Origin of the sequence: Kitasatospora sp. NPDC048407 (assembly GCF_043200475.1) — a bacterium.
In the GTDB taxonomy this organism is placed as follows: Bacteria; Actinomycetota; Actinomycetes; order Streptomycetales; family Streptomycetaceae; genus Kitasatospora.
Genome location: NZ_JBICXW010000004.1, coordinates 149,340 through 174,995, shown reverse-complemented (window position 1 = coordinate 174,995; position 25,656 = coordinate 149,340). Strand labels below are relative to the sequence as shown.

Genomic DNA, 25,656 nt, shown 5'->3' with positions numbered 1-25,656 from the left:
GCCTTTCACCGCCCCCCGACGGCCCGCAACGCGAACGGCAGGAAACGGTCAGCCGCCGCCTGCGCCGTCGCCGCATCCACCTGATCCGGCCGCGGCATCAGCAGAAAGCGGCTCATCAGCGGCCCCACCACCACCGCCCCGAGCAGGTCCACTTCCGCGACAGCCGCGATCTCACCTCGCTCCGCCGCCCGCCGAACCGCCTCGGCAACCCGCCGGTGCACCGGCTCCAGGAACGCGGTGGTGAGCGCGTCCGCCAACGCGACGTTCTGCGCCGCCTCGCCCACCAGCGCCTGCATCAGGCGCCCGGCCTCGCCGGTGAGCGCGGCGGCCTTGTCGCGCAGCAGGACCCGCAGGTCACCCTCCAGGGTGCCGGTGTCGGGCTGGGCGTGGATGTCCTCGACGTGGGTCGCGGCGGCGGCGATCACCAACTCGTCCTTGGAGGACCAGCGCCGGTAGAGCGTGGCAGTGGAGACCCCCGCGCGGGCGGCCACCGCGGCGGTGGTCAGCGCGCCGTAGCCGTTCTCGGCGAGGACGGCCAAGGTGGCGTCCAGGATGGCCCGGTCGCGTGCGGCGTCGCGGGGGCGGCCCCGGCGCGGGCCGTCCTGGGTGGCGGGGGGTGCGATGCGGGTCATGCGCCCCAGCCTACGGGTGAACCCAAAACGAAACGAAAACACTTCGTTTCGTTTATGCTCGGCAGCATGAACGCTCCCACCGGCGTTTCCACGCCCACCGACACCGCCCAGCAGGCCGACGCGGCAGCGACCGTCTCCCGCCTGAACGCCACTTTCGCCACCGGCCGGACCAGGCCGCTCGCCTGGCGCAAGGCCCAACTCCGGGCGCTGCGCGACCTGTTGGTCGAGCAGGAGGAGACGTTCGCGGCCGCTCTCAAGGCCGATCTCGGCAAGAGCCCGACCGAGGCGTACGTCACCGAGATCGGGTTCACCGTCAAGGAGATCGACCACACGCTGCGCCATCTCGGCCGCTGGCTGCGCCCGCGCCGGGTCGCGGTGCCGCTCGCGCTGGCGCCCGCCCGGGCCCGGACGGTGCGCGAGCCGCTGGGTACGGTGCTGGTGATCAGCCCGTGGAACTACCCGCTGCAGCTGGCGCTGGCCCCGCTGGTCGGCGCGATCGCGGCGGGCAACTGCGTGGTGGTCAAGCCCTCCGAGCTCGCCCCGGCGACCTCCGCGGCGCTCGCGCACTGGCTGCCGCAGGTCCTCGACCCGCAGGCCGTGGCCGTGGTCGAGGGCGGCGTACCGGAGACGACCGCTCTGCTGGAGCAGCGCTTCGACCACATCTTCTACACCGGCAACGGCGCGGTCGGACGGATCGTGATGGCCGCCGCCGCCCGCCATCTCACCCCGGTCACGCTGGAGTTGGGCGGCAAGAGCCCGGCGGTCGTCGAGCCCGGCGCCGATCTGGCCGCGGCGGCCCGCCGGATCGCCTGGGGCAAGTTCATGAACGCCGGCCAGACCTGCGTCGCCCCCGACTACGTCCTCGCGATCGGCGACGCCGCGCCCGCGCTGGAGACCGAACTGGCCGCCGCCGTGACGGAGATGTACGGCGAGGACCCGGCCGGCAGCGCGGACTACGGACGGATCGTCAACGAGCGCCACTTCGAGCGGCTGACGGCGCTGCTGGCCGACGGCCGGACCGTCACCGGCGGCGAGCACGACCGCGCCACCCGCTACCTCGCCCCGACCGTGCTGGCCGACGTCGACCCGGACGCGCCGGTGATGCGCGAGGAGATCTTCGGCCCCGTCCTGCCGATCGTCCGGGTGCCCGACCTGGACGCCGCGATCGCGTTCATCACCGCCCGGGACAAGCCGCTGGCGCTGTACGCCTTCACCGCCTCCGCGCACACCCGGCGCCGGCTGACCGCCGAAACGTCCTCGGGGGCGCTGGCCTTCGGCGTCCCGAACGCCCATCTGTCCGTCCCCGGGCTGCCGTTCGGCGGCGTCGGCGAGAGCGGCCAGGGCGGGTACCACGGCCGGTACTCGATCGAGACGTTCAGCCACACCAAGGCGGTGCTGTCCAAGCCGCTGGCGCTGGACACCCTGCGGCTCGCCTACCCGCCGTTCACCGCCGCGAAGTCCCGGCTGCTGCGCCGCTTCCTGTAGAACGCCGCGGAACGCGCGCAGCCACCCGCGGAGGGGAGCCGGGTGGCTGCGCGCGTTCGGGCCCGGCTACGGGCGGGGCAGCACGCAGCCTGCCCGGGTCAGGTCGAGCAGATTGCCCGGGGCGAAGCAGTTCGGGATGGTGTAGGTCTCCTGGGCGTAGCCGATGCCGGGGTGTATGGTCACCGCGCCGTTCTGGTCCACCTCGCACGGGTTGTTGAGCGTGCAGGTCTGGCCGTCCTCGTTGCTGGTGTTGTTCACTCCGACGACCTGGCCGGTGTTGACGTCGACCACCGGGGAACCGGAGGTGCCGCCGATGATGTTGCAGCCGGAGGTGTAGCGCAGCGAGTCCTGGAAGGTCCAGCTGCTCTCCTTGAGGCGGTAGGCGAAGCCGTCCACGTTGCAGGAGTAGATGGTCTTCCAGTAGCCGGAGGGCACCTTGATCGCACTGCCTGCCACCGGATGGGTGTTGGACATGGTCAGCGGCGAGATCCCGTAGGTGTTCTTGATGCTCGCGTAACTGGTGGTCAGCCGGTAGATGGTGACGTCGGTGTCGGTCATCGTCGAGTAGACGACCCGGTTGGCGCGCACCGTGCCGAGGCTGCTGCCGCTGCCGCTGAGCAAGGTGAAGCTGCGGGTGGACGCCTTGTTGGTGATCACCTGGCCGGGGGCCGGCATGCCGGATTCCAGGCAGTGGCCGTTGGTCAGGATCAGTCCGGGGTCGGTGTCCACGGAGTTGGGCATCCGGATCAGCGAGCCGGAACAGTTGCTGAGCGCGACCGTCCCGGCCAGGTTGACGGTGACGGCGGACGCGGGGGTGGCGGTGACCAGGGCGGTCCCGGCGAGCAGAACGGTGCCGAGCGCGCCGATGAGCGGCTTCTTCATGGGGGTTGCCTCTCAGGGATGCGGGGTCCCACTGGGGTTCCCTTAAATTGGCGCGCCCATGACACTATGTCAAGAGTGACCGCACCCCCGGATTTCCCTCAAGACGGCGCCAACCCGCCGTCAACTCACCTTCAACTCGCCTTCCAATGACGGCTTCCCAGCGTGATCAGCCGCAGCTGGGTGCGCACCGTGTCCGCGATCGCGACCCGCTCGGCGGGATCGGCCTCGACCAGCGCCAGCGCCGTGCTGACCATCCGGTCCACGTACAGCTCGGCCAGCATCCGGCGCTCACTCGGCGACCAGTCCGCGAGCTCCGGCCGCGGCGCCAGCAGCTCGGCCAACTCCTCCGCGAAGTGCCGCAGTTCGGCACCGACCGCGTCCCGCACCGGCTTCACCCCGCCGTGCCGCTCGCGGGCCAGGAAACGGATGTACGTGGCATGCTCGGCCACGTGCGCGTCGATCACCTCGACCGAACGGTCGATCAACTGCTCCGGATCGCCACTGCCCACGAACACCGCGCGGACCATCTCGTGCAGGTTGGCCAGCGACTCCCGCACCAGCACCACGCCCAGTTCGGCCAGGTCGGCGAAGTGCCGGTAGAAGCCCGCCGGGGAGAGCCCGGCCGCCCGCGTCACCTCGCGCACGCCGAGGCCGCTCAGGTTCTGCCCCTCCAGCAGGGCGAGGGCCGCATCCAGCAGGGCGCGGCGGCTGGCCTGCTTCTGGGCCTGGCGGACGCCGGGGGCGGGGGTCGTGGTCACGGCGCTCAGTAAACAACTGTTTGCCGAAAATCTCCAGCCCCGCTACAGTGCTGACAGGGTTTCAGCGAACAGTTGTTAGCCGAAACGCCGCCCCGTCCCGTCGTCGCGTCGTCGCATCGTCGCAGTGTCGATGCACCGAAGCACCCGAACCGGAGAGGCCGCCATGCTGCTCCTCGCCCTGCTCGCCCTCGGCCTGCTCGCCGGGGCCGCCGCCCACCTGCCCGGGCCGGTCGCCCTCGCCGCGGCCGGCGCCGTCGCCACCTGGCTGCTGCTGTTCGGCGCCCGCGAGCAGCTCACCCGCACCCGCCGCCACTGACCCCGGAGCGCCCGCCATGTCCGCCCAGCACATCACCCGCCCCGCCGCCCCGGAAGCCGACCAGCTGGCCGTCGCCTCGTTCGTGCTCGGCCTGCTCGGACTGCTGCTGTTCAACCTGGTCCTCGGCCCGATCGCCGTCACCCTCGCCGCCCTCGCCCTCCACCGCGGCACCGCCCGCCCCCACCGGGCCCGCCTCGGCCTGGTCCTCGGCCTCGCCGACCTGGCCGTCCTCGCCGCCACCCTGGCCACCGGCCACGGCACCCTGTTCCGCCTGGGCTGAGCAGCGCAGCGGGGGTGTCCGTTTTTCACCACGGCCTGTCGGCCCGGTACCTCGCCGACCGGCGACGGCCCGCCGTACGGTCGAGAAGCAGACCGAAAACGGCAACGAGGAGACACCCCCCATGAGCACCATCACCCTGTACGGCGCCACCGGCACCATCGGCTCCCGCGTACTGGCCGAGGCGCTGCGCCGCGGCCACACCGTCACCGCCGTGGTCCGCGACCCGGCAAAGCTGACGGTCACCCACCCGGCGCTGACGGTGGCGACCGGAGACGTGCTGGACCCGGCCTCGGTCGCCGAGCACGCCAAGGGGTCGGCCGTGGTGGTCAGCGCGGTCGGCGGCGGCGACGGGCCGGGCCACCAGGCCCTGATCGCCCCGTCCGCCGAATCCCTGGTGGCGGGCCTGCGCACGCTGGGCACCGACACCCCGCGACTGATCGCGGTGGGCGGCGCCGGCTCGCTCCGCACCCCCGACGGCAAGCAGGTCTGGGACACCGAGGGCCTGCCCGAGTTCCTGCTCCAGATCATGCACGCCCACGGCGACGCGCTGGACTTCCTCCGCACCGTCACCGACCTGCGCTGGACCAGCCTCTCCCCCGCCGCCACCATCGCCCCCGGCGAGCGCACCGGCACCTACCGCGAGGGCCTGGAGGACCTGCTGATCGGCACCGACGGCGAGAGCCGCATCTCCACCGAGGACTACGCGGTGGCCCTGGTGGACGAGATCGAGCGGCCGAAGCACATCGGCGAGCGCTTCACCGTCGCGTACTGAGGGTGGCAAACCGGGGGCGCTGGGGGTACCCCCAGCGAAGCGAGGGGGCGGAGCTGCGCGAAACGGAAGGGCCCGACCGCAAGATCGCGACGCAGGACAATGACCTGCACTTGATCGCGACCTTGCGGACGGGCCGGCGCTTGTCGCGCAGCTCTCCCTCAGCTCACTCCGGGATCACCAGCGCCGGAGTGTCACGCGTAAGCACCTCGCCGCGGAAGAACGCGGGGCTGCGCCGCGTCATCACGGCCATCACGACCAGGCCGAGCGCCAGCAGGCCCGCGCCGACCACGAAGACGCTGCCGATGCCGAACACCGAGCTGCCGCTGCCGTAGGACGGGTCGATCATGTCGACCAGCGACTTGCTGAAGATCGCGGCCAGGGTGAGGCCACCGATCAGCGGGAAGACCACCTTGAGCACCGCGTCGCGGACCGAGTTGCGGAAGTCGCCGCGGAAGTACCAGGCGCAGGCGAACGCGGTCAGCGAGTAGTAGAAGCAGATCATCAGCGTCAGCGCAGCGATGGTGTCGGCCAGCACGTGCGAGCTGACCATGGTCATCACGGTGTAGAACGCGCCGGTGCCGACACCGGCGGTGATGATCGCCCGGCCCGGCGTCTTGTAGCGCTCGTTGACCTCGGTGAAGGAGGACGGCAGCGCCTCGTACACGCTCATCGCCAGCACGGTGCGGCTGACCGGGATGAAGGTGGTCTGCAGGCTGGCGGAGGCGGAGGCCAGCACGGCGACGAACAGCATCACGCCGAGGGCCGGGCCCATCACCGGGCCGGCCAGCACGGCGAGCACGTTGGAGGAGGTCTCCGGGTTGCCGAGGCCGGTGCCGGTGGTGCCGACGCCCGCGTACATCTGCACCGCGACGGCGGTGAACAGGTAGGAGCCGACCAGGACCACCATGGCGAGCATCGCGGCCCGGCCGGGGGTCTTCTCGCTGCCGCCGGTCTCCTCGTTGGCGCTCAGCGAGGCGTCCCAGCCCCAGTACATGAACAGCGAGAGCGACAGACCGGCCACGAACGCGGTGAAGGAGCTGGCCTCGAACGGATTGAACCAGCTCCAGGAGAAGTGCAGCGACCCGGCATCGCCGTTGCCGGTGGCCTTGACGATCGCCATCACGCCGAACACGGCGAGAACGACCAGTTGAAGACCCACCAGGGCGTATTGGACGCCCTTGGTGGCGGTCATGCCGCGGTAGCTGATCATGGTCGCGATCGCGATCAGCCCCAGGCAGGTGACCACGTGCACCAGCTTGTTGTCGTTGAGCGCGGCGACCGAGTCGCTGCGGGTGATCTCACCGAGCAGCAGGTACAGGTACTCGGTGGCGACGCCCGCGAGGTTGGACAGCACGATGATCGTGGCGATCACCAGGCCCCAGCCGCACATCCAGCCGACCTTCGGGCCGAACGCCTTCACCGTCCAGGTGAAGGAGGTGCCACTGTCGGGGATCGCCTTGTTCAGCTCCCGGTAGGCGAAGGCCACCAGCAGCATCGGCAGGAAGCCGGCCAGGAAGAGCGCCGGCATCTGCAGGCCGACGGCGGCCACGGTGGTGCCCAGCGTCGTCGTCAGGCAGTACACCGGGGCGACCGTGGAGACGCCGATCACGGCGTTGCCGAGCAGACCTATCGAGTTGCTGTTGAGGCCCTTGGAGCGGACGCCGCCAGGGGCGTCCGAGCCGGTGGCGACGTCGGCGCCGGCTCCCGGGCGATTGTCGAGCTGAACCATGCGGGAACCGTAACTCCCACTGTTTCCGCAGCAGACCACGGCAGAAGCCTGCGGTTCACCTGCGTTTCGTCAGCTGATAGGCTCAATTTTCGTCGATTGCATGATCCTTTAGCGGCTAACGCCTTCGTTTCACCCCCGTGAACGGCGTATTAACCCGGGACGAAAACCGCAGCTCACCACCTTTCGACCCTTTCGGGCATCAGTATGAGAAACGACACATACCTGCCCGGGATCGGAACCGGCCGCCCGGACGACGCGTCAGCGACCGTTCGGACACCTCTGGTTTCCCCCACCCGCAGGCCCCTATGGTTCCCCCGTCACTCCAGGGAGGGGACCGGTATGACCGGCACGCCGACGTCCGACGCCGAAATCCGCACCGTCCGGGCCGGCCGCCCCGGACCCGGGCCCGTCCGCTGCTCCGTCGGCGACCTGCTGCTCGCCGACCTCCCCGTCTCCGTGGTCCTCTTCCACGACCGTCCGCTCGACGCCGACGCCCTCGCCGACGGCCTCGCCCGCGCCCTCGCCCGGCTCCCCGAATTCGCCGGCCGCCTGCGCACCACCGCCGACGGCGACCTCTGCATCGACACCGACGACACCGGCGTCCCCTTCACCGTCGCCGACTCCCCCCACACCCTCACCGAGGCCCTCGACCGGATGGCGCTGCCCGCGAACGGCCTGGTCGACCACGTCCGCGCCACCGAAGCCCGCCGGACCCGCCTGCCGCTGCTCACCGTCCGACTCACCCGCCTCGCCGACGGCACCGGCGCTCTCGGCATCTCCTGGCACCACGCCGTCGGCGACATGCACACCTTCGCCCTGCTGCTGCGCACCTGGTCCGCCTGCACCGAAGGCACCGAGCCGCCCGCACTCTCCCCCACCGCCGACCGCGAACTCCAGCTCGACGCCCACCTCCCCGCCGAGGACAGCGGAGTCCCCTCCCTCCGGCTGCCCGACCCCGCCGAGGCCGCCGAACTGCAACGCACCATCGCCGCCGCCGGCCTCGCCAACCGCACCGTGCAGATCTGGTTCGCCCCCGCCGAGCTCCAGCGCCTGCGCGCCGCACTCACCGCCGAGGCCGGCCGCCCGCTCTCAACCAACGACGCGCTCTGCGCCCACCTGCTGCACGTCCTGCGCGAACTCGACGGACACCAGGACGCCGAACAGACCCTCACCCTCCCCGTCAACCTGCGCCGCCCCCTCGGCCTCCCCGACGGCGCCCTCGGCAACCTGCTCGGCGAGATCCGGCTGCCCTGGCGGCCCGGCACCACCCCCGCCCGCTACGCCGCCGAGCTGCGCACCGCCGTCGAGGACTTCACCACCCGGCACCTCTCCCTGCGGAGCAACCAGCGCTTCCTCCAGCACATCGGCCGCGACCGGATCACCGACTGCGTCCCCGCCGGCTTCGACCCCGCCCGCCGCACCCTCACCATCTCCAGCTGGTGCCGCCTCGGCCTGCACGACCTCCCCCTGGCCGGCCACCGCCCGATCGCCTTCAGCCCCGCCGCCACCCTCCAGCTCCCCTGGAGTTCCTGGCTGGTCGAGGGCCCCGGCGGCGAGGGCCTGCTCTGGACACTCGTGCTGCCGGCCCGCCTCGCGGCGAAGCTGCGCGGCGCGTCCGCCCTGCTGCACCCCTACCGCGACCCCTCCGATCCCCTTCCTTCGGTCGGCCCGCGCAAACTGCTCTGACTCGCGTCACTCACTCACCGCGCCGTGCGGGACGGGCAGACCCGGCCGGGTCAAGAAGCGCAAGCTGCTCCGACTCGCGTCATTCCCTCGCCCTGGCGACGGCGTCCGTGTACAGCTCGGTGGTCAGCTCCGCGTCCGCGACCCCGAGCCGGCGCACCGCACGGCGGACGGCCGCCAGCGCGGACGGCAGCTCCGCCGCGTCCGCCGCCGGGGTCTCCACCTCCAGGAACACCCCGGCCAGCTCCGGCACCTCCACCACGGTGGCCAGCAGCGGGCGGCCGTCCTCGGTCAGCTCCCAGTTCCGGCACCGCTTCTCGAAGGCGATCGTCTCCACCAGCCCGCTGCCGCGCAGGATCGCCCGCAACGCCACCGGATCGGCCACCAGTGTCTCGGTCTCCGGCTTGGAGCCCGCGTCCAGCGCCGCCCCCTTGTACGTCAGCACCGTCCGCATCCCGGCCGGGCCCGTCACCGTTCGCACCCGCAGCTCGGCACCGACCGCCCCCAACTCCCCACCGGGCCGATCGAAGTACACGTCCCGGTACACCTCCACCCGCCCGGCCGCCCCGGCCGCCGCTGTCAGCCGCGCCACCAACTCCACCGGCTCCCGCACCCGGGCCTTCAGCTCCGCCTCGATCGTCATCGGCCCATCAACTCCAGCAGACACGCCAGCGCCTCGGCCGGATCGGTCGTCTCCAGCACCGTCTCCGCCCCCTGCCGCGCCGGCGCGGCCAGGACCCGGTAGCCGCCCTGCCAGGCGGCGACGGCCGGGAACGAGTCCTTCCCGAAGTCGCGGAAGTCCTGGCTGGTCGACAGGTGCAGCTCGTTCATCCCCGTCCACGGCCAGAACTCCGCCAGCCTCGGCTCGGCGAGAGCCAGGCGCAGCAGATCTCCCATCGACGTCCCGATCCAGCCGTGGTCCCTCGCCGGACCCCAGCACTCCGCGAGGGCCGTCCACGCCGCACGGCGTTCCTCCTTCTCCTCCATCAGTCGCTGCTTTCCTGCCCGCCCAGCACCCGCTCCACCGCCCGCAGCGCGGCGTCCCACGGGAACGGGAGGGCGTCGCCGGTGCCCGGCTCGTTCGGGACAAAACCGTCCTCGCCGAGCAGGACGTGCACGCCCGCCTCGCGCAGCGTGGCCACGCTGCGGGCGAACTGGGGGTGCGCGGCGAGCGCGGTGTTCACGCACGGCATGACCAGCACCGGAATGCCCTTACCGAGCGCCTCCGCCGCGTAACCGACCACCCAGGACGTGGTGAGACCGAGCGCCAGGCTGTTGAAGGAGTTGAACGTCGCCGGGGCGAACAGCACCACGTCCGGCACCGGCAGCACATCCGGCTGGCCCGGCCACCGGTACGCCGACTTCACCGGGTACCCCGTCAACTCCTCCAGCCCCGGCACCCGCGCCTCCAGCCACCCCCGCGCCGTCGGCGTCAGCCCGACCGCCACCTCCCAGCCCCGCCCCCGCGCCTCCCGAACCACCTCCGGTAGCCCGAACACCGCCCCCGCCGCCGCCCCGAACAGATACACCACCGGCCGCCCGGCCTCACCAGTCTCCATCCCCCCATGCAACCGGCCCACCACCCACCGGCGCCAGGGCCCGTCCTCAAACTCGCGCCGTCCGGCCGGGACCTACCCGCGGAGGCCGAGCTGACCGACGTTGACCAGCTCGGCGCGCGGTGCTGGACGGCGGCGGTCCGCCGGCCGAGCTGCCCCTTGGTCCACGTGGCTGCCGATCCGGCGGGCGGACCGCACTGGACCGAGCAGCCAGGGTCGGTCCGTACTTCCGGGGTGTACGGAGTCGTCGTTGAAGATTGAACGTGACGTCTGAATACCGCCGGATCCGCAAGGCGTTCCGATCTTGGATTGAGCGTGTCCAAGACCGGAACAGGAAGCTTTACGGAGATGACGATGAACGGTGTGACGGCGCTCGACGGCAAGGTGGCGCTGGTGACGGGCGGCAGCCGGGGGATCGGGGCGGCGGTCGCGCTGCGGCTGGCCGAGGACGGCGCAGACGTGGCGCTGACCTACCAGGGCTCGGCCGAGTTGGCCGAGGAGGTGGTCGCCAAGATCACCGCGATGGGGCGGAGCGGCTGGGCCGTCCGCGCGGACAGCGCAGACCCGGAGGCGGTGTACGGCGCGGTGGCGGCGGTCGCCGAGCGGTTCACGCGGCTGGACATCCTGGTGAACAACGCGGGTGTCGGCGCCGTCGGACCGATCGAGGCGGTGACATGCGACCAGATCGACCGGGTGCTGGCAGTGAACGTTCGCGCGCCCTACCTCTATGCCCAGGCGGCGCTGCAGTACCTGGTGGAGGGCGGACGGATCGTGAGCATCGGCAGCTGCATCGCCCAGCGGGTGGCCTTCCCCGGAAGCGCGCTCTACGCGACCAGCAAGGCCGCTCTGATCGGCTTCACCAAGGGCATGGCCCGGGAACTCGGCCCGCACGGGATCACCGTCAATCTGGTCCACCCGGGCCCGATCGACACCGACATGAACCCGGGCGACGGCGACTCCGCCGACTTCCAGCGTGGCTTCACCGCGCTCGGCCGCTACGGCACGGCGGCGGAGGTCGCGGACGCCGTCTCATACCTGGCCGGCGAGAGCGCCCGATACGTCACAGGCGCGGAGCTGGCGGTGGACGGTGGCTTCGCAGTCTGAGCCCGCACGGTCCGACGCAGGCCAGGTAGTCCTTGGCGCTCAGTCCGTCACGGCGTCGCCCCGTGATCTCGGGCAGTGGATCACGGCTCGCCGAACCCGGACTGGACGGTCGACTCACTGGCCGAACTCGCCGACCTGATCATCCGTCAGCGCGACTGACCCGTGGCGGTTCGTCATATCCGGAATCAGCGAACGACCGGGAACCGCCCCGACCGCCAGTCCGACAGGCGCTTGCGGATGCTGGGCACCATCGGCAGGCTGTCGGTCTGCTCGGACGTGAACCAGGCCACCTCGAACGACTCTGCGGAGACTCGGAGTTGACCGCCGGTCGGCCGTCCGAGCAGGCAGATGCTGAACTCCTGGCGGACCTCGCCGTCGTCGTAGGCGAAGACGTGCCCGGGGTCGGTGTAGGTGCCGACGATCCCGGTGATCTCGATGTCGAGGCCGGTCTCCTCCCGGGTCTCCCGGATGCCGCACCCGGCCAGGGACTCTCCGACGTCCATCCGGCCGCCGGGGAGGGCCCACATGCCGTTGTCGGTGCGGCGCTGGAGCAGCACCCGGCCGTCCTCGCCGACGACCACGACGCTTGCCGCCGGGACGAGGCTGTTGGCCTTCGGTGCGTTCGGATCGTCCTCGTAGTCACGCCTCGGCACGGGCCACCTCCGTCGTCGGGGTCGTCCACACGTTACGGCCGCGCGCCCGGAGTTCGTCGGGGTGTGCGGCGAATCGGCCGAAAACACCATGCCCCGGGGCCGCCGCCCGGCGAGAGCCTGTGCGGTCACGGCTCCCGGGGCAGGGTCCAGGCCGGGGAGTCGGCGGGCGGCGGCGGTGTGATCAGCCAGCTGCTGCGGTCGGGGTTCTCTTCCCAGTACGGCACCGTCCCGCCCTGGTCCAAGCCGTCGTGGTAATACATGCCGTGAGCCCAATATTCGGGCGACTCGTGGCACATCAGGTCGGGATAGGGATCGAACGTCTCGTGACCCCAGGCACGGTTCACCCGGGCCACGGCCTCGGCCCGGGAGATGCCGAAGGTCTGGAGCACGTCGGCGATCTGGGAGAAGAACTCCAGCATCTCCTCGTCCGCCCTCATGAGGAACTCACTCACCGTCCGCGCCCTCCTGGTAGGTCCACCGAATGCCAGAGCCTCTCCACCGGATCGACGAAAGGGCTTCCGGTCTGCAGAAACGTCGCCCAACAGGCCCCTGATCCGGGGTGCCGTGCTGCGAGGCCGGCTGCGGACCTCCTGGTCGCCGGCGCCTGCACCTGCCGATCGACCTCACCGCACCCCCGCCAGTATCGCAGGCCCATCGCCCCTTCGCGGCCCTGCCGACACCGCAGGTCGGCCAGGAATTGCAGCCTGCTGGGCAGTCAGCATCCTTGCCGGCCCTGGACAGAAGCCGCCGACCTACGAGGTATACCGTCGGCGGGTCAGCGCTCGCAGCCGCCACGGTGTCAGCCACCAGGCCGCCGCGCCCGCCGTGAGCGAGCCCGCTGCCAGTGCCCAGCAGGCCGAACTCCACAGATCCGCCCACGGCCAGTTCCACCAGTAGACCGTGCCGGACGGACTCCAGCCGAGGTAGGTCAGCGGAAAGATCGTCACTATCGGCAGAATCCAGCACTGTTGACGCCCGAACACGCGACCGGAGAGCACTGCGATCCCCCACCAGATCAGCAGAGCCCGTCCCACCGCGGCCGCGCTCGCCGGACCGGAGGCGATCGTCTCCGTGCCGACCGCCAGGCCCAGCGCCACCGCCCCGGCGGCCAACAGCTGGGCTCGTTCGGCCCGACGGACCCGGGGGCCGCCGGCGGCTTCCCAGCCGTTCATCCCGCTGTGCAGCGACGCTGCCGCCAGTGCGGCCCAGGCGGCGGCCAGCGCCATTCGGAGTTGAAGCGTGCTGTCGCCGTTCGCTCCGGGAAGTCTCAGTGCGATCGAGCCGAGCCACAGCTGAAGGGCCGTCAGCCCCGCTGCGGCAAGCACTGCCTGGCCGGCTCGGCGCGGGCGCGCGAACAGCATCAGGGTGGGTTCAGGCACATTCGCCGCCGTGCGGCAACCGCTGGTTCACCCACGCGAGTTGGGCCTCCTCCGGCTGGTCGACCAGGCGTCCGACCGCCTCCTGGTCGACGCCCGGCGGCCCGCCGTGGACGCTCACCGGAGCGCCATGGCCGGCGATCCGGGCCGTGAGCCAGGCGATCAGCTCCCACTGGTCCGCGCCCGCCCGCCGACACGACAGCGGGATCGTCGCCTCGGCAGTCGCGATCGCCATCGAGGTCGCCGCCTCCCAGGTCTCCCCCTCCCGCAGGACGAACCCGTTCCCGCCATCGAGCGGGCGCCCGTCCACTCCGTCCTCCGCGAACTGCGCCGGCACCCGGAACCGCCCGGCGGGAAGCGCCGCCGCCCGCCCGGCCATCTCCTGCAGCTCGGGCAGGTAGCGCCGGCTCTCCGGCCACACGCAGATCTTCGGCACCCCGTCGGTGCACAGCGGACGGGAGGGCGCAGACCGCTGCACCACCAGCGGTCCGGCAAGCGCCCACAGCACCAGCGAACCGGCCAGGGCCAGCACCCCTCCCGCCGTGCCAAACGACCTGGCGCGCCGCCACTCCGGCCCGTCCGTCCTGGTACGCACCTGCCGTCCGGCAACCATCGCGAGCCAGACCAGCGACAGGGCAGCGGCAGCCCGGACGATCAGTGGCCACGCCGAGACCGTCCGCCCGGGATGGCCAGACAGGACCGCGAGGCCGATGCCCGGTGACGTGCCCTGGGGAACGAACCCGACCAGCCCGAGGAACACCAGGGACCCCAGCGTGCACACCACTGGTACGGCGAACAATGACCGGGTCCTGCGCCCCACCAGGTGCCCCAACGCCGCGCAACCGGTGATCAGCACCGCCCCCAGCAGCACGTAGCCGGGCCACCAGAAACTCGGCCCGCCGTCCCGCACGGTCACCGCGATCGCGGCCAGGACGCCGACCAGGTAGGCGCCCAGACCGTACGTCAGTACCGCAGCCACTTGGACGGCCTCGATCCGCCACGACGGCCGGGCCGCACCCAGGCCGACCTCCACACCGGCACGGCGGCGGGCAGCCGCGGACCAGGCCGCCGCACCCGCCATCGCCGGGCCGAGGTAGAACGCCGGGATCTGCGCCGCGGCACTGGCCTGCGACCACACCCCGATCCACGACCTGCCGCGCCCGAACAGCACCAGCAGCACCACCGCCACCAGCACGGGAAACACCCACCGCAGCGGCGAGCGGCGCAGCTCCGTCCGGTACGCCCGGCTCATCGGCGCACCGCCTGCCGGCCGCTGAGGGCGCGCATGTAGCCGCGCTCCAGCGGGCTGTCACCCGGATCGCCCGGATGCGCCAACGCCGCCAACTCCCCCGGCGTGCCCCGGAAGACCAGACGTCCTTCGTTCATCACTGCGACCTGGTCGCAGACGGCCGCGACGTCCTCCACCAGGTGGGTGCTGAGCACCACGCCCGCCCCGGACAGCGTCCGGATCAGGGCGCGGAACTCCAACCGTTGTGCCGGGTCCAGACCCACCGTCGGTTCGTCCAGCAGAACCAGCGCGGGTTCACCCACCAGCGCAGCGGCGATCCCGGCCCGGCGGAGCATCCCGCCGGACAGCGACTTCATCCGGGCGCGCGCCCGGTCACCGAGCCCGACCGCCTCGACGACCTGCCGGGTAGCCTCTGCGGCCTGCGCGTCGGGCATCTCGCGCAACCAGGCGCAGTAGCGGACGAACTCCTCCACCGTGTACCCGGGGAAGTACCCGAAGTCCTGTGGCAGGTAGCCGATTTGTCGCCGCAACACTCGTGCCGTCCGCTCCGAGCGGACCGGCTCCCCGCACACCTCCAGCGTCCCGCCGAGCGGCGGCGCCACCGTGGCGAGGGTCCGTAACAGGGTGCTCTTTCCCGCCCCGTTCGGACCGAGCAGCCCCAGCACGCCTTCCCCGACCGACAGGTCGAGCCCATCGATCACCCGCCGCCCCCGGTACCCCTGCACCAGGCCGACCACCCGCACCCTCGGCTCCACGCCGCGCCTTTCCCACCGGAGCTGTGCGCCCCTGGAAAGGGGGGCGCACAGCCGTGCCTCACAGTGCTTGCCACCACCCTTTTCGGGGCGGTTCAGATCTCTAGTACTTGAACCACACGTCGGAGTATCGGATGGACCAAGTGCAGTCCAGCTGACCCCAGTTGCTGACCGTCGAGCCCTTGGTGATGTAGTTCCACCCAGAGGCCCGGTCGTGGTCCACGCCGCCGCAGTAGGCCTCGTTCTGGTAGTAGCCCGTGTCGTTGGTGTTGTAGCAGTGCGCCGACGTGCCGGTGCTGCCCCAGGTCGAGTAGCAGTTGTTGACCGAGCCACTCTGACCGGAGGCGACGGCGAGCGGCGCAGCGCCTACCAACGCCACCGCCGCGAACGACGCGACGACACCGAGCCTTACTATCGTCGAACGCACCCCGTCAACCGGGGTTGCGGTCTTCGCCATGATGTTCTCCCAAACTCATCACGATGGCGGGGAGGGGGTTTCGCGTTGCAGCGCGGAACCCCCGCACCCTTGGCCTGGACACCGGGTGATCCGAGGTGGCGCCACCCGGTCCACCGGGAGCCTTCCGCATGCGGCCGATCCAAACAAGGGCGAAGGTTGGCGATCTTCGCCCCAATTCATCCCATAAATTCTGCATAGGCGTGCCGTCGAATATGACAGTCCGCCACATCGGCGGTCGCTGGCCAGGCAATTCCCCGATTGGCAACTCCGGAGCGTAACGTCACGTTTACGCAACAGTTCCATTGCCTACTCTTGGCATACCGCACACCGGATCGGAAGAAGGGCCCCTGACCCGCAACTCCCGAGTCGGCGCAGACGGTTTCGAACCGCCGACATCCGGCTTGGAAGTGCTCTCCAGGCAAGGCTCTGACCTGCGGAACTCCGCCGTCCTCGCGTTCGGCCACCCAGTGTGGTGACCTGGGCCGACGCCGCCGAGCTTGCGGGCAGCACCCAGCCGGACGAGAAACGGCGAGACAGTCCGACGCAAATCCGCCGCACCGTCACTGAGCTCGGGCGCCGCGACCAACAGCGCGCTAACGGCTCGACCACCCTCTGGCCCCCGGCGGTGCCCAGTGCGGAGGGAGTTGCTGCTGTCCGCCGGCGCCGAGTGCACCGGTTCCCTGGCCGCCGCTGGGCTTGTCACGTTCGGTGCTTGGACGTTCAACACGATCCGGGAGAAGCGGAAGGGAGCCCGTGAGCGCCTTTGTCAGGCGTCGATCGGACGCAGCACCGCGTAGTACGCGAACGGCGGACCGTACAGCCGGGCGACCCGCAGCCCGGCACCCTCCGCCAGGCTGATCAGCGAGGACGGCCGGATCTGATGCCTGTCGAAGAACTCGCCGACCACCAGCCGCCCGAACGGCTTCAGCACCCGGCGCAGCTCGGCCAGCGTACGCGCCGGATCCGAGATCTCGCCCAGCGCCGTCACCACGTAGGCCGCGTCGAACGAGCCATCCGCAAAAGGAAGTTCATGTGCGTCGGCGCAGTTCGGCACGATGTTGTCGACGCCCTGCTCCTTGGCCCGGCGGCCCACGTGGTCGAGCATCTCCTGCTGGATGTCCACGATGTCCAGCCGGCCGTTCGGGCCCAGCTGCGGCGCGACGTGCAGCGACTGCAGGCCGGTTCCGGGGCCTATCTCCAGGATCCTCTCGCCCTCCCGGGCCTGCAGCACGTGGTCCAAACGCTTCAGAGTCAGGAACGGCAGCGGCAGGTCGAGCAGCCAGCGCTGAGAGTACGGGTACGGCGCGGAGTCGGTGAACCACCAGGTGGCGACGGCGGCGGCAGCACCCGCGCCGATCAATGCCCGCGAATTCCTCATAATTCCTCCCCAAATATCCGATTGGACCCTCGGAGCATCCCCGATGGTCAATCAGTTGTGTTTGTGTGCAATCCGTTTGCGCCGGTGCCGAATCTGTCGGCAGTCGACCCGAGCGGGCCGGACGAACCGCCCGTGGACCGCCGTTGCGGCAGGCCGGGGCCTTCCCGGAACGGACCGGACCGCAAGCGCCGATCTCGTCAGGAGCTCTTCCACTCAGCGGCCCGGCCGAGGGAAGGTCCGGGTCGCGAGAACCGCGCAGGCCACCGCCAGCGGCAACTCGGCGAAGACCGCCATCAGCACCGCCTGCTTGAAGTCCGAACCCGGGGCAGCCGTCATGGTGTCGAACCAGGCGTCGACCAGCAGCAGGGCCGAGGTCGCGGCGGAGGTCAGGCAGGCCCGGCTGTCGCCGCGCCTGAGGAGCAGTCCTATGGAGAGCAGGCCGAGCGCCTCGAAGCTGTCCAGACCCGTCCACGTCCAGGCCCAGTGCGAGGCCTGAGCGGTGGCCGGCAGCCCGGTGTGCAGGAAGACCAGCCAGGGAATCATCGCCAGCCCGAACACGGTGAGGACCGTGCCCGCCCGGCGAAGCAGCAGAGGGAACGGCGAAGCGGCTGCGGCCTTCGGCGTGATCCGCGGGACACCGGAGCCCGAACCGGCGTCCACCCGGACCGGACGGAGCGAATGAACACCGGTCAGCTGAGTGCTCGCCATGACACGTGACTCCCTCCCGTGCCCGCCCCTCGGGCACAACATCAGCATGTCGATCGCGCACACCCGAGGCAGTAGCCCTCCTATCCGACTTGATGGTGGCGCTAGGTACACCTTCCGCATCCGGCGACACTGCGAGGTGATCCGGTCTGCCCCGCCGGAAGCAGTTCGAACGCTGGTCGATTTCCCTCCATGAGCCCCGTGACGGCCAGCAGAAGCCGGCCTACCGACCCGAGATGCTGTCCGCCGACAGGCCGGGATCAAGATCTACAGGTGGTACTAGGTTCACCATGAGATCGGGTACAGGCTTCATGGCGCCGTCCTCCTGCGGTGCCCTAGCGTCGTGCCATGACGATTCCAGCTGGACTGAGACGCACGGTCCTCCGGGCGCAGCGGGACACCGGTTTTCTTGCCGCCGGCGTGCTGCCGCACCTGGCGCTGGTGCCCGTGTGGGCCTGGGCGGCGACGACTACCGCCAGGACGGGGAACTGGCTCTTCACGGTTTCCGTGTCGACCGCCCTGGTCCTGCTCGGCACCCCGGTGCTGACGGCCGTTCAGCGGGTTCGCTACCGGGTGCTCATCGGTGTGAACGTCCCCCGGCTCACCCCCACCGCGCCGGAACGATGGACGTGGGCCTCGGCCGCCCGGTGGCTCGCGGCGACGCGGCCTTGGCGCAAGATCGGCTACCACCTCGTGCTGGGCCCGCTGCTCGCGCTGCTGGAGCTGCTGGTGCTCGCGGTGGCAGCGGCATGCCTGGCGGGCGCCACCGCCTGCGCCTGGTCGTGGGCGCTGCCGACCGGAATCCGCCAGGACTGGTTCGGCTACCTGACCCAGCTGCCGGCTTACACAGCGGCCGGCCTCCTCCTCCTCCTGTGCGCCCTGCCCTGGACCGCGCGGGCAGCAGCCCGGGCCGAGGCGCGGCTGGCGTTGGGCCTGCTCGGGCCCAGCCAGGCGCAGCGGCTCCAGGAGCGGGTCGATCAGCTGGCCGTGAGCCGGACCGACTTGATCGAGGCCGTCGACGCGGAGCGCCGCCGGATCGAGCGCGACCTGCACGACGGCACCCAGCAGCGGTTGGTGTCTCTCGCGGTCAATCTGGGTCTGGCCATTGCCACCCGCCCGGACCTGCCGAGTGATGCCCGCGAGGTGATCGCGGGAGCGCACCTGGAGGCGAAGGAGGCGATCGCCGAACTCAATGACCTGGTGCGGGGGCTGCACCCGGCCGTGCTCGAGGACCGAGGTCTGGACGCGGCGCTGTCCGGGCTGGCTGCCCGGACGCCCCTGCCGGTGCGGCTGCGGGTCGATCTGGAGGAGCGGGTGGCGCCCAACGTGGAGTCGGTCGCGTACTTCGTGATCTCCGAGGCGCTGACCAATGCGACGAAGCACGCCCACGCGATGCAGGCGGAGGTGATAGTCCGCCAGGTCGGCGAGGTGCTGCGAGTGCGCGTCACCGACGACGGGCTGGGCGGTGCCGATGCCGCCTCCGGCACGGGGCTGACCGGGCTGGCCAAGCGGGTCGGCTCCCTCGACGGGGCCTTCCACGTCAGCAGCCCCGCCGGCGGGCCCACCACCATCACCGCGGAGCTGCCGTGCGCGCGGTGATCGCCGAGGACTCGGTGCTGTTGCGGGTCGGCCTGATCAAGGTGCTGGAGATCGGCGGGTTCCAGGTGACCGCCGAAGCCGGCGATGCGGAAGGGCTGTTGGCGGCGGTGGCGGAGCACCGGCCCGAACTCGCCCTGATCGACGTCCGGATGCCGCCGGACTTCACCGACGAGGGGGTGCGAGCGGCGATGGAGATCCGCCGGCGCTGGCCGGGGACGGCGGTGGTGCTGCTTTCGCAGTACGTGGAGGAGCGGTACGCGGCTGACCTGCTGTCTGCGAACACCAGCGGTGTGGGCTACCTGCTCAAGCAGCGGGTTGCCGATGTCGCCGACTTCGTGGCGGCGGTCCGGCGGGTGGCGGACGGGGGCACGGCCCTTGACCCGCAGGTCGTCGCCCAGTTGCTGCTGCGGCGCGACAGCAACCCGCTCGCACGGCTGACCCCCCGCGAACGGGAGGTGCTCGGTCTGATGGCCGAGGGGCGCTCCAATGCCGGCATCGCGCAGGCGCTGGTGGTCAGCGAGAGCGCCGTGGCGAAGCACATCAACAACATCTTCGCCAAGCTCGACCTGCCCGTGGTCGACGCGGACCACCGCCGCGTCCTGGCCGTGCTGCGGTTCCTCGGAGCGTCCCGGGCCTGACCTTCCCGTCGGTGATCACGATCTACGGCTGGAGTACCGGGGGATCTTCGGGTCAACGATGTGTGCCGAATGTGTGCGGCAACGTCGGAGGCCCTCCCGCCGGGTGGGCGGAAGGGCCTCTGACCTGCAACTTCTGAGTGGGCGCAGACGGTTTCGAACCGCCGACATCCGCCTTGTAAGGGCGGCGCTCTACCGCTGAGCTATGCGCCCGCGCCGAAGTGGACCGGTGGGCCGGTCGCACGACGAGTGGACAGACTACCTGGTCCCGGGAGTGGTTCGCCGCCCCCTGGGGAGAGGGGGTGTCGTCGGGGGGTGCCGTGCGGGGTGGGTGATCGGGAAGAATGGCGAGTGGAGTGGTGGGACGGGACGGAGCAGGGAGCACGTGGTGAGGGTGGCCGGCGGCGGTGGCGGGGGGCGGGGCGGCTGGTGGGGCGGCGGCCGGCGGGACGGCGCGCGCGCGGATGCCAGGGCGGCCCGGGAGGCGGCGCAGGAGTCGTTCTACGAGCTGGATTCGGCGCAGCGGGACGCGCTGCTCGCGGTGGAGACGGTGAAGTCGGCGGGTGAGCCGTCGACCGCGCGCCGGGTGGAGCGGGAGTACGCCGAGCTGGTGGCCCGGATCGACCAGGTGACGGTGGCGTATCTGGGGGCGCTGGACGCGGTCGATCTGGAGGCGGCCGAGCTGGACCCGTCGGCGGCGTTCCGGGCCAAGCAGCAGTTGGAGCAGGCCAAGCGCGAGCTGGACTCCAAGCGTGCGGAACTGGGTACTTTCGTCAGCCGGTTGCAGCCGCTGGTGGAGCATGCCGAGGCGCAGCTGATCCGGGTGACGCCGGCGGTGGAGCGGGCCCGGCAGGCGTTGCTGGCGGCGAGTGTCGCGTTGGATCAGGCGCGGGGCGCGGGGTTGCGGGCGGACGACCTGGCGGCGCGGCTGGCCGAGCTCGCGCCGGAGCTGACCAGGCTGAACCAGGGCGTCTCGCAGCACGGTGTGCCGGCCACGCTGCAGCGTGCGGAGGACGTGGTGCGGCGGGCGGAGGAGGTCCGGGCGGAGGCGGCGAAGCTGCCTGAGCGGGCCGGCGAGATCGACCGCCGGGTGGGCACCCTGCGGACCAGGATCGACGCGCTGGAGAACCGGGCCGGCACGGTGGAGCCCGCGCTGAGCGAGTTGCGGCGGCGGTTCTCGGCGGCCTGCTGGCAGGACCTGCAGCACGTGTCGGCGCAGACCGCGGACGCGGTGCGGACGGCCAGGTCGCGGCTGACGGACGCGGTGCGGGCCCGGGGCGAGCAGCGGTGGGCGGACGCCACGACGGCGATCGGCACCGTGCGGGCGCTGCTGGACACCGCCGAGGGGTCGGTGACGGCCGTCAACGAGCGGCTGCGGCAGCTGAACGAGGTGCAGCACGATCCGCAGCGCGAGATCGAGCGGGCCCGGTTCGCGCTGCGCGACGCCCAGCGGTTGGCGATGGCCGGCCGGCAGGCGCCGGACCCGCGGCACGCCGGCCCGCTGGACGCGGCGGTGGGCCGCCTGGACCGTGCGGTCGCCTCGCTGGAGCAGGCCGGCCGGCACCCCGACTACTGGCAGTTCCTGACCGAACTGGCGGCGGTGCGGGAGACGGCGGCCGAGGTGGTCTCGATGATCCGCGGCCACTGAACGGCCGACACCGGCTGGGCGCCCCGCCGTCCCCGACCGGCTACTGGGCGGACCGACCGGGCACCGGCCCGGTCACCCCTCGGTACCCTGCTGCCCATGCCTCGCTACGACTTCCGCTGCCGCTCCTGCGGCGCCACGTTCGAACTCAGCCGCCCGATGGCCCAGGCCAACGATCCGGCCGTCTGCCCGGAGGGCCACCCCGACACCGTGAAGCTGCTGTCGACCGTCGCCGTGACCGGCGGCGCGTCCGGCGCTGCCGCCCCGGCCCCGAGCGGCGGGGGCGGCGGCTGCTGCGGGGGCGGCTGCTGCGGCTGACCGACACCCACCGGCCACGGGCCACGCGTCACGGGCCACCGGTCACGCGTCACGGCCCACCGGCCACGGGCCACGGGTCAGCTCACGACCGCAACCTCCCCCGCGCGGACCCGGGCCAGCATCTGCCGGATGATCTCCTCGCCCGCCGCGACGCCGATCTCGGTGAGCGCGGTGACGCCCTCGGCGCTCCACCCGGTCTCGGCGAGTTCGCCGTGGCCGGGTCGCCAGCCGTGGTCGGCGGTGAGCAGCAGGTCCGCGTCGAGCACTGAGTCTCCGGCGGCGAGGACGGTCCGCGCGCCGGTGCGGCGGCGGACCTCGGCCAGTGCGGCGCTCTTGGAGAGCGGTGCGGGCACCGCGTAGACCTTGCGGCCCTGGAGGGAGACCGTCCAGCCGCGGTCGGCGCACCAGGCGGTGAGTTCGTCGATCCAGCCGGCGGGGAGTTCGGCGCGTTCGACCACCAGGTAGGCGAACAGGTCGTCGGCGACCCGCCGCTTGTGCGTCCACTCGGGGTCGGCGGCGATGGCGAGGTGTTCGACGACCTCGGGCAGCGGGGCGCTGGCGGCGTCCAGCCGGGTGCGGATCTCGTGCTGCCAGTCGGGGTCGGGCACGCCGTCGACCAGTAGGTGGCCGCCGTTGGCACAGACCGCGTACGGGGGGATCCAGCCGGGGGTGGGGCCGGGGAGGTTGATCCGCTCGTACTGGGTGCGGGTGCGGGTGGTGATCGGGACGACGGGGGTCTGCTCGGCGAGTTCGGCGAGCAGTTCGGCGGCCGTCTCGGTCATGAAGGAGAGCGCCTTGCCGTCGTGCACCTCCACCGAGAGCAGTCGCGGGGCGAGCCGGTCGGGCACGTCCAGAGCGAGCGCGCGGTTGGAGTAGACGAGGGTGCGGTCGAGGTCGCTGGCGACCAGGAACTGCGGCACGGGCGGGGTCTCCTTCGGTCGGGGGCAGGGTCAGGTGTGGACGGCGGTGCCGTCCGCGCCGGTGGCGCCACGGGTGTAGCGCGGGTGGATGAGACCGACGCAGCTGTACGGCAGGTGGTCGATCTCCTCGACGGGGACGCCGCGTTGGGCGGCGAGCAGCCGGACGTGGTCGAGGTCGGCGCCGGTGCCGCGGCGGGCGAGGATCCGCCAGGGGACGCGGCGCAGCAGCACCCGGGTGGTCTCGCCGACGCCGGGCTTGACCAGGTTGACGCTGTCGATGCCGTACTCGGCGCTTATTCGTTCGACGGCGGCCCAGCCCTCCCAGGTGGGGGTGCGGTCGGCGGTGGCGAGGCGGGCGGTTTCGGCGGCGACGGCGTCGGCGACGGCCGGGAACTCGGCGGCGACGGTGTCGACGAACCGGGCGGAGACGTCGGCCTCGGCCAGGTGCCGGTAGTACTTGGCGCCGTGGAACTCGCCGGGACCGGTCAGGTCGGCGCGCAACACGGTGCGGGAGACCAGGCCGGAGACGGTGGAGTTGAGGCAGGCGGAGGGGATCAGGAAGTCGTCGCGGGTGCCGTAGGTGCGCACGCAGCTGCCGGGGTCGGCGAGGACGGCGAGGCCGGGGTCGAAGCCGGTGCCGGCCAGTGCCTGGTCGAGTTCGCGGGTGATGGCGCCCTTGCCCGTCCAGCCGTCGACGAAGACCACGTCGGCGGCGCGGTGGTGGGCGGCGAGGTGCTTCAGCGCGACCTGGTCGATGCCGCGGCCGCGGACGATGGAGACGGTGTAGTGCGGCACGTCGAGGCCGTGGGCGTGGGCGAGCCAGCGGCGGATCAGGATGCCGACGGGGGTGCCGGCCCGGGCCAGCGAGGCGAGCACCAGGTGCGGTCCGCGTTCGCGCAGCAGGGTTTCGGCGACGGCGCCGACGGCGGTGGCCAGCCTGGTCGCGGAGGCGGCCAGCGCGGTGTGGAACAGCTGCTGGTACTCGGGACTGGGCTGGTACTCGACCGGCAGCGACTCGGCGTAGTGGGCGCCGCCGGACTGCACGGCCTCCTCGCGTTCCTCGACGGGTGCTTCGAGGTGGACGTCGGAGAGGTCCTTGAGCAGCCAGGTGACGTCGGTGGCCGGGTAGCTGGAGAAGGCCGGTCCGTGCAGTGGGCGGGCGGCGGGCGGGGAGGGGGCGGTGTGTGCGGTCATGCCGGGCCTTCGGTGGGGTGCGCAGGGGTGATGCTCTGGCAGCGGGTGGTCGGCGGGGCGTCAGGCGGGTGGCGCTGGGCGGTACGACGGGAGAACGGCGAGCACCACGTGGTCGGTGGCGGTGCGCAGGCGGGGCAGCAGGGCGTCGGGGCCGTGGTGCAGGGCGGGGGTGTCGGCGGGGTCGTCGACGACCAGGACGACGGTGTCGAAGCGACGGGCCGGGTCGCTGCCCGGGGCGACGTTGTAGGCGTAGCGCTCGGTGGCGTCGTCGCCGGCCGGATCGTCGTGGGCGGTGAAGGCGAGCCGGGTGCGGATCGCGTAGCCGGGGTGGTCGTGGGCGAACACCGGGGAGCGGGTGGTGGTGGAGAACCGCACCTCGGCGTCCGGGAGTTGGTGTTGCAGGGCGTCGGCGAGCCGCAGCGGGGCGTACATCAGCTCTTCGCAGCCGAGCACCAGGACCCGGCGGGGCCGGGGGCCGACGGCAGCGGCGAGGGCGGCGCCGAGCGCGGGGAGCGCGTCGTCCAGTCGGCGGCGGTGGGCGGGGGTGAAGCCGTGCCGGCCGCCGTCCGGCAGGCCGTCCGGCCAGGGCAGCCGGAGCTGCGTCAACTCGCCTGCGGGCTCAGCTGGTTGTGGCTGCTCGGGGGCGGCATCGATGAGTTCCCGGGCGCGGTCCAGGACGCCCTCCGGCAGCTGGACGCCGCCGCCGGCGGTGGCCACCAGGTCGAGCCGGGCGCCGAGTTCGGCGGCGGCGACCTCCAGGCGGGCGCGGTCGGCGGGGGTGCGCAGGTCGACCAGGGCGACCACCACGTACCGCTCACGGGGGTGCGCGGCGTGCAGGGCGCGGATGGTGTTCAGCACCGTGGTGCCGGTGGAGAACTCGTCGTCGACCAGCACCAGCGGCCCGTCCCCGGCGAGCAGCCCCGGATCCTCGGGCAGCAGCAGGTGGCTGGTGGCGTGCGAGTGCTCCTCCTCGAAGCCGCCGAGCGGGACGAGGCCGGGCACCGGGCGGCGGGTGGAGTGCAGGTAGGGCGCGTCGAGGCCGTCGGCAACGCTGTGGCCGAGGGCGGTGGCGGTCTCCGCGTAGCCGAGCACGACGGCCCGCGCCGCCTCCGCGGGGCCGAGCAACGCGGCCACCCGGCGGCCGAGTTCGAGCCCGGCGCCGTGCACCACCTCGGGCCGCTGCGGGACGTGCTTGCCCAGCACCTGGGAGACCAGCAGGTGCGCGCGCTTGGGGTTGCGGCGCAGCGCGAGGCCGATCAGCGCGGTGAGTTCCGGCCCGCCGGTCAGGCGCAGGCCCAGCCGGTCGGTGACCCACTGGCCGGTCCAGGGGTCGGCCCCGACCGGCCCGGGGGTGGTGGTGTCTACGGTCATCGGGGGCTCCTCTCATCACGACGACGGGTGGTGCGGGTGGTGCTGCTGGTGCCTGGAAGGACGCACGGCTGCACGTCCGGGTTCGAGCGTACGGGCAGCGCAACCGCCCGCGGATCGGCCGACCGGCCAACCTCCGCACACCGATCGGCGCGAATCGGATGACCGTCCGGTGGACACCGGCATCGTCCGATCGGCTGACACCGGATC

26 protein-coding genes, 1 tRNA gene and 1 pseudogene are annotated in these 25,656 nt (G+C 72.0%); 10 read left to right on the top strand and 18 right to left on the bottom strand.

The genetic code is table 11. From position 1 onward, the window contains the following. Window positions 1–5: 5 nt before the first annotated feature. Window positions 6–632: a TetR/AcrR family transcriptional regulator gene (locus tag ACGFWJ_RS10910; protein ID WP_392947553.1), complete on the bottom strand. Its 627-nt coding sequence runs from the start codon at window positions 630–632 to the stop codon at window positions 6–8. Window positions 633–698: 66 nt separating this feature from the next. Between ACGFWJ_RS10910 and ACGFWJ_RS10905 the strand changes: the two genes are divergently transcribed. Then, window positions 699–2,117 carry an aldehyde dehydrogenase family protein gene (locus ACGFWJ_RS10905; RefSeq protein ID WP_392947550.1) on the top strand — a complete coding sequence of 473 codons (1,419 nt, stop codon included), beginning with the start codon at window positions 699–701 and terminating at the stop codon, window positions 2,115–2,117. Between the two features lie 66 nt (window positions 2,118–2,183). On the opposite strand, the gene ACGFWJ_RS10900 is transcribed toward ACGFWJ_RS10905, so the two are convergent. Both ACGFWJ_RS10900 and ACGFWJ_RS10895 read right to left on the bottom strand, forming a co-directional pair. Further along, window positions 2,184–2,999: a serine protease gene (locus ACGFWJ_RS10900; protein WP_392947548.1), complete on the bottom strand. Its 816-nt coding sequence runs from the start codon at window positions 2,997–2,999 to the stop codon at window positions 2,184–2,186. Window positions 3,000–3,130: 131 nt separating this feature from the next. Continuing rightward, window positions 3,131–3,757 carry a TetR family transcriptional regulator gene (locus tag ACGFWJ_RS10895; RefSeq protein ID WP_392947545.1) on the bottom strand — a complete coding sequence of 209 codons (627 nt, stop codon included), beginning with the start codon at window positions 3,755–3,757 and terminating at the stop codon, window positions 3,131–3,133. Between the two features lie 163 nt (window positions 3,758–3,920). Between ACGFWJ_RS10895 and ACGFWJ_RS10890 the strand changes: the two genes are divergently transcribed. The 3 genes from ACGFWJ_RS10890 to ACGFWJ_RS10880 all read left to right on the top strand — a co-directional run bounded on the left by ACGFWJ_RS10890 (window position 3,921) and on the right by ACGFWJ_RS10880 (window position 5,125). Further along, window positions 3,921–4,073, top strand: coding sequence for a hypothetical protein (locus tag ACGFWJ_RS10890; RefSeq protein ID WP_387643258.1), 153 nt, complete (start codon window positions 3,921–3,923; stop codon window positions 4,071–4,073). Window positions 4,074–4,089: 16 nt separating this feature from the next. After that, window positions 4,090–4,353: a DUF4190 domain-containing protein gene (locus tag ACGFWJ_RS10885; RefSeq protein WP_392947542.1), complete on the top strand. Its 264-nt coding sequence runs from the start codon at window positions 4,090–4,092 to the stop codon at window positions 4,351–4,353. Window positions 4,354–4,474: 121 nt separating this feature from the next. Next, window positions 4,475–5,125: an NAD(P)-dependent oxidoreductase gene (locus ACGFWJ_RS10880; protein ID WP_392947539.1), complete on the top strand. Its 651-nt coding sequence runs from the start codon at window positions 4,475–4,477 to the stop codon at window positions 5,123–5,125. 163 nt (window positions 5,126–5,288) lie between these two features. On the opposite strand, the gene ACGFWJ_RS10875 is transcribed toward ACGFWJ_RS10880, so the two are convergent. Next, on the bottom strand, window positions 5,289–6,854 hold the full coding sequence (locus ACGFWJ_RS10875; protein WP_392947536.1) for an APC family permease: 1,566 nt from the start codon (window positions 6,852–6,854) through the stop codon (window positions 5,289–5,291). A gap of 339 nt (window positions 6,855–7,193) precedes the next feature. On the opposite strand from ACGFWJ_RS10875, the gene ACGFWJ_RS10870 reads away from it, so the two are divergent. Further along, window positions 7,194–8,540 (top strand): acyltransferase, encoded by a 1,347-nt coding sequence (locus tag ACGFWJ_RS10870; RefSeq protein WP_392947534.1) that lies wholly within the window; start codon window positions 7,194–7,196, stop codon window positions 8,538–8,540. A gap of 79 nt (window positions 8,541–8,619) precedes the next feature. Here the strand turns inward: ACGFWJ_RS10870 and ACGFWJ_RS10865 are convergent, their stop codons facing one another. From ACGFWJ_RS10865 to ACGFWJ_RS10855, 3 genes are read right to left on the bottom strand one after another with little or no spacing between them, the layout of a single operon-like run. Continuing rightward, window positions 8,620–9,180 carry a class IV adenylate cyclase gene (locus tag ACGFWJ_RS10865; protein WP_392947531.1) on the bottom strand — a complete coding sequence of 187 codons (561 nt, stop codon included), beginning with the start codon at window positions 9,178–9,180 and terminating at the stop codon, window positions 8,620–8,622. After that, window positions 9,177–9,524: a DUF6193 family natural product biosynthesis protein gene (locus ACGFWJ_RS10860; RefSeq protein ID WP_392947529.1), complete on the bottom strand. Its 348-nt coding sequence runs from the start codon at window positions 9,522–9,524 to the stop codon at window positions 9,177–9,179. The genes ACGFWJ_RS10865 and ACGFWJ_RS10860 overlap by 4 nt, the downstream gene beginning before the upstream one ends. Next, a complete protein-coding gene (locus tag ACGFWJ_RS10855) occupies window positions 9,524–10,096 on the bottom strand; it encodes a flavoprotein (protein ID WP_392947527.1) in 573 nt (190 codons plus the stop codon). Before ACGFWJ_RS10855 ends, ACGFWJ_RS10860 begins: the two co-directional genes overlap by 1 nt. 345 nt (window positions 10,097–10,441) lie before the next feature. Here ACGFWJ_RS10855 and ACGFWJ_RS10850 point away from each other — a divergent pair, with 345 nt between their 5' ends. Further along, window positions 10,442–11,197 carry an SDR family NAD(P)-dependent oxidoreductase gene (locus ACGFWJ_RS10850; protein WP_392947524.1) on the top strand — a complete coding sequence of 252 codons (756 nt, stop codon included), beginning with the start codon at window positions 10,442–10,444 and terminating at the stop codon, window positions 11,195–11,197. A gap of 185 nt (window positions 11,198–11,382) precedes the next feature. Here ACGFWJ_RS10850 and ACGFWJ_RS10845 read toward each other — a convergent pair whose 3' ends face one another. From ACGFWJ_RS10845 to ACGFWJ_RS10810, 8 genes are all read right to left on the bottom strand, one after another. Further along, complete coding sequence (locus ACGFWJ_RS10845) at window positions 11,383–11,850, bottom strand: NUDIX hydrolase (RefSeq protein WP_392947521.1); 468 nt, start codon at window positions 11,848–11,850, stop codon at window positions 11,383–11,385. A 125-nt stretch (window positions 11,851–11,975) separates the two neighbouring features. After that, window positions 11,976–12,302 carry a hypothetical protein gene (locus ACGFWJ_RS10840; protein ID WP_392947519.1) on the bottom strand — a complete coding sequence of 109 codons (327 nt, stop codon included), beginning with the start codon at window positions 12,300–12,302 and terminating at the stop codon, window positions 11,976–11,978. 300 nt (window positions 12,303–12,602) lie between these two features. After that, the gene (locus ACGFWJ_RS10835) at window positions 12,603–13,211 is read right to left on the bottom strand and encodes a hypothetical protein (RefSeq protein ID WP_392947517.1); all 609 of its coding nucleotides are present in this window, start codon (window positions 13,209–13,211) and stop codon (window positions 12,603–12,605) included. Between the two features lie 10 nt (window positions 13,212–13,221). Continuing rightward, window positions 13,222–14,478, bottom strand: a complete 1,257-nt coding sequence (locus tag ACGFWJ_RS10830) for a hypothetical protein (RefSeq protein ID WP_392947514.1) — start codon at window positions 14,476–14,478, stop codon at window positions 13,222–13,224. Next, window positions 14,475–15,230 carry an ATP-binding cassette domain-containing protein gene (locus ACGFWJ_RS10825; RefSeq protein WP_392947511.1) on the bottom strand — a complete coding sequence of 252 codons (756 nt, stop codon included), beginning with the start codon at window positions 15,228–15,230 and terminating at the stop codon, window positions 14,475–14,477. Before ACGFWJ_RS10825 ends, ACGFWJ_RS10830 begins: the two co-directional genes overlap by 4 nt. A gap of 100 nt (window positions 15,231–15,330) precedes the next feature. Further along, window positions 15,331–15,684 carry a hypothetical protein gene (locus ACGFWJ_RS10820; protein ID WP_392947509.1) on the bottom strand — a complete coding sequence of 118 codons (354 nt, stop codon included), beginning with the start codon at window positions 15,682–15,684 and terminating at the stop codon, window positions 15,331–15,333. 766 nt (window positions 15,685–16,450) lie between these two features. Further along, window positions 16,451–17,062, bottom strand: a complete 612-nt coding sequence (locus tag ACGFWJ_RS10815) for a class I SAM-dependent methyltransferase (RefSeq protein WP_392947506.1) — start codon at window positions 17,060–17,062, stop codon at window positions 16,451–16,453. A gap of 213 nt (window positions 17,063–17,275) precedes the next feature. Continuing rightward, window positions 17,276–17,770 (bottom strand): hypothetical protein, encoded by a 495-nt coding sequence (locus ACGFWJ_RS10810; RefSeq protein WP_392947503.1) that lies wholly within the window; start codon window positions 17,768–17,770, stop codon window positions 17,276–17,278. Between the two features lie 345 nt (window positions 17,771–18,115). Between ACGFWJ_RS10810 and ACGFWJ_RS10805 the strand changes: the two genes are divergently transcribed. Both ACGFWJ_RS10805 and ACGFWJ_RS10800 read left to right on the top strand, forming a co-directional pair. Next, complete coding sequence (locus tag ACGFWJ_RS10805; RefSeq protein WP_392947500.1) at window positions 18,116–19,366, top strand: sensor histidine kinase; 1,251 nt, start codon at window positions 18,116–18,118, stop codon at window positions 19,364–19,366. Then, window positions 19,354–20,004: a response regulator gene (locus ACGFWJ_RS10800; RefSeq protein ID WP_392947497.1), complete on the top strand. Its 651-nt coding sequence runs from the start codon at window positions 19,354–19,356 to the stop codon at window positions 20,002–20,004. The genes ACGFWJ_RS10805 and ACGFWJ_RS10800 overlap by 13 nt, the downstream gene beginning before the upstream one ends. Window positions 20,005–20,142: 138 nt before the next feature. On the opposite strand, the gene ACGFWJ_RS10795 is transcribed toward ACGFWJ_RS10800, so the two are convergent. Continuing rightward, a tRNA-Val gene (locus ACGFWJ_RS10795) sits at window positions 20,143–20,214 on the bottom strand. Between the two features lie 175 nt (window positions 20,215–20,389). Between ACGFWJ_RS10795 and ACGFWJ_RS10790 the strand changes: the two genes are divergently transcribed. Beyond that, window positions 20,390–21,649 carry a hypothetical protein gene (locus ACGFWJ_RS10790; protein ID WP_392947495.1) on the top strand — a complete coding sequence of 420 codons (1,260 nt, stop codon included), beginning with the start codon at window positions 20,390–20,392 and terminating at the stop codon, window positions 21,647–21,649. Between the two features lie 96 nt (window positions 21,650–21,745). Then, a complete protein-coding gene (locus tag ACGFWJ_RS10785) occupies window positions 21,746–21,964 on the top strand; it encodes a zinc ribbon domain-containing protein (protein WP_387643234.1) in 219 nt (72 codons plus the stop codon). 77 nt (window positions 21,965–22,041) lie between these two features. On the opposite strand, the gene ACGFWJ_RS10780 is transcribed toward ACGFWJ_RS10785, so the two are convergent. Both ACGFWJ_RS10780 and ACGFWJ_RS10775 read right to left on the bottom strand, forming a co-directional pair. Beyond that, the gene (locus ACGFWJ_RS10780; RefSeq protein ID WP_392947492.1) at window positions 22,042–22,884 is read right to left on the bottom strand and encodes an HAD family hydrolase; all 843 of its coding nucleotides are present in this window, start codon (window positions 22,882–22,884) and stop codon (window positions 22,042–22,044) included. Window positions 22,885–22,914: 30 nt separating this feature from the next. Then, window positions 22,915–25,449 (bottom strand): annotated as a pseudogene (locus ACGFWJ_RS10775) (phosphoribosyltransferase). Window positions 25,450–25,656 lie beyond the last annotated feature (207 nt).

Bases quoted from the DNA above. Each gene is read 5' to 3' on its own strand.
- ACGFWJ_RS10910 (WP_392947553.1), bottom strand. From the start codon at position 632: ATGACCCGCATCGCACCCCCCGCCACCCAGGACGGCCCGCGCCGGGGC.
- ACGFWJ_RS10905 (WP_392947550.1), top strand. From the start codon at position 699: ATGAACGCTCCCACCGGCGTTTCCACGCCCACCGACACCGCCCAGCAG.
- ACGFWJ_RS10900 (WP_392947548.1), bottom strand. From the start codon at position 2,999: ATGAAGAAGCCGCTCATCGGCGCGCTCGGCACCGTTCTGCTCGCCGGG.
- ACGFWJ_RS10890 (WP_387643258.1), top strand. From the start codon at position 3,921: ATGCTGCTCCTCGCCCTGCTCGCCCTCGGCCTGCTCGCCGGGGCCGCC.
- ACGFWJ_RS10885 (WP_392947542.1), top strand. From the start codon at position 4,090: ATGTCCGCCCAGCACATCACCCGCCCCGCCGCCCCGGAAGCCGACCAG.
- ACGFWJ_RS10880 (WP_392947539.1), top strand. From the start codon at position 4,475: ATGAGCACCATCACCCTGTACGGCGCCACCGGCACCATCGGCTCCCGC.
- ACGFWJ_RS10875 (WP_392947536.1), bottom strand. From the start codon at position 6,854: ATGGTTCAGCTCGACAATCGCCCGGGAGCCGGCGCCGACGTCGCCACC.
- ACGFWJ_RS10870 (WP_392947534.1), top strand. From the start codon at position 7,194: ATGACCGGCACGCCGACGTCCGACGCCGAAATCCGCACCGTCCGGGCC.
- ACGFWJ_RS10865 (WP_392947531.1), bottom strand. From the start codon at position 9,180: ATGACGATCGAGGCGGAGCTGAAGGCCCGGGTGCGGGAGCCGGTGGAG.
- ACGFWJ_RS10860 (WP_392947529.1), bottom strand. From the start codon at position 9,524: ATGGAGGAGAAGGAGGAACGCCGTGCGGCGTGGACGGCCCTCGCGGAG.
- ACGFWJ_RS10855 (WP_392947527.1), bottom strand. From the start codon at position 10,096: ATGGAGACTGGTGAGGCCGGGCGGCCGGTGGTGTATCTGTTCGGGGCG.
- ACGFWJ_RS10850 (WP_392947524.1), top strand. From the start codon at position 10,442: ATGACGATGAACGGTGTGACGGCGCTCGACGGCAAGGTGGCGCTGGTG.
- ACGFWJ_RS10835 (WP_392947517.1), bottom strand. From the start codon at position 13,211: ATGCTGTTCGCGCGCCCGCGCCGAGCCGGCCAGGCAGTGCTTGCCGCA.
- ACGFWJ_RS10830 (WP_392947514.1), bottom strand. From the start codon at position 14,478: ATGAGCCGGGCGTACCGGACGGAGCTGCGCCGCTCGCCGCTGCGGTGG.
- ACGFWJ_RS10820 (WP_392947509.1), bottom strand. From the start codon at position 15,684: ATGGCGAAGACCGCAACCCCGGTTGACGGGGTGCGTTCGACGATAGTA.
- ACGFWJ_RS10815 (WP_392947506.1), bottom strand. From the start codon at position 17,062: ATGAGGAATTCGCGGGCATTGATCGGCGCGGGTGCTGCCGCCGCCGTC.
- ACGFWJ_RS10810 (WP_392947503.1), bottom strand. From the start codon at position 17,770: ATGGCGAGCACTCAGCTGACCGGTGTTCATTCGCTCCGTCCGGTCCGG.
- ACGFWJ_RS10805 (WP_392947500.1), top strand. From the start codon at position 18,116: ATGACGATTCCAGCTGGACTGAGACGCACGGTCCTCCGGGCGCAGCGG.
- ACGFWJ_RS10785 (WP_387643234.1), top strand. From the start codon at position 21,746: ATGCCTCGCTACGACTTCCGCTGCCGCTCCTGCGGCGCCACGTTCGAA.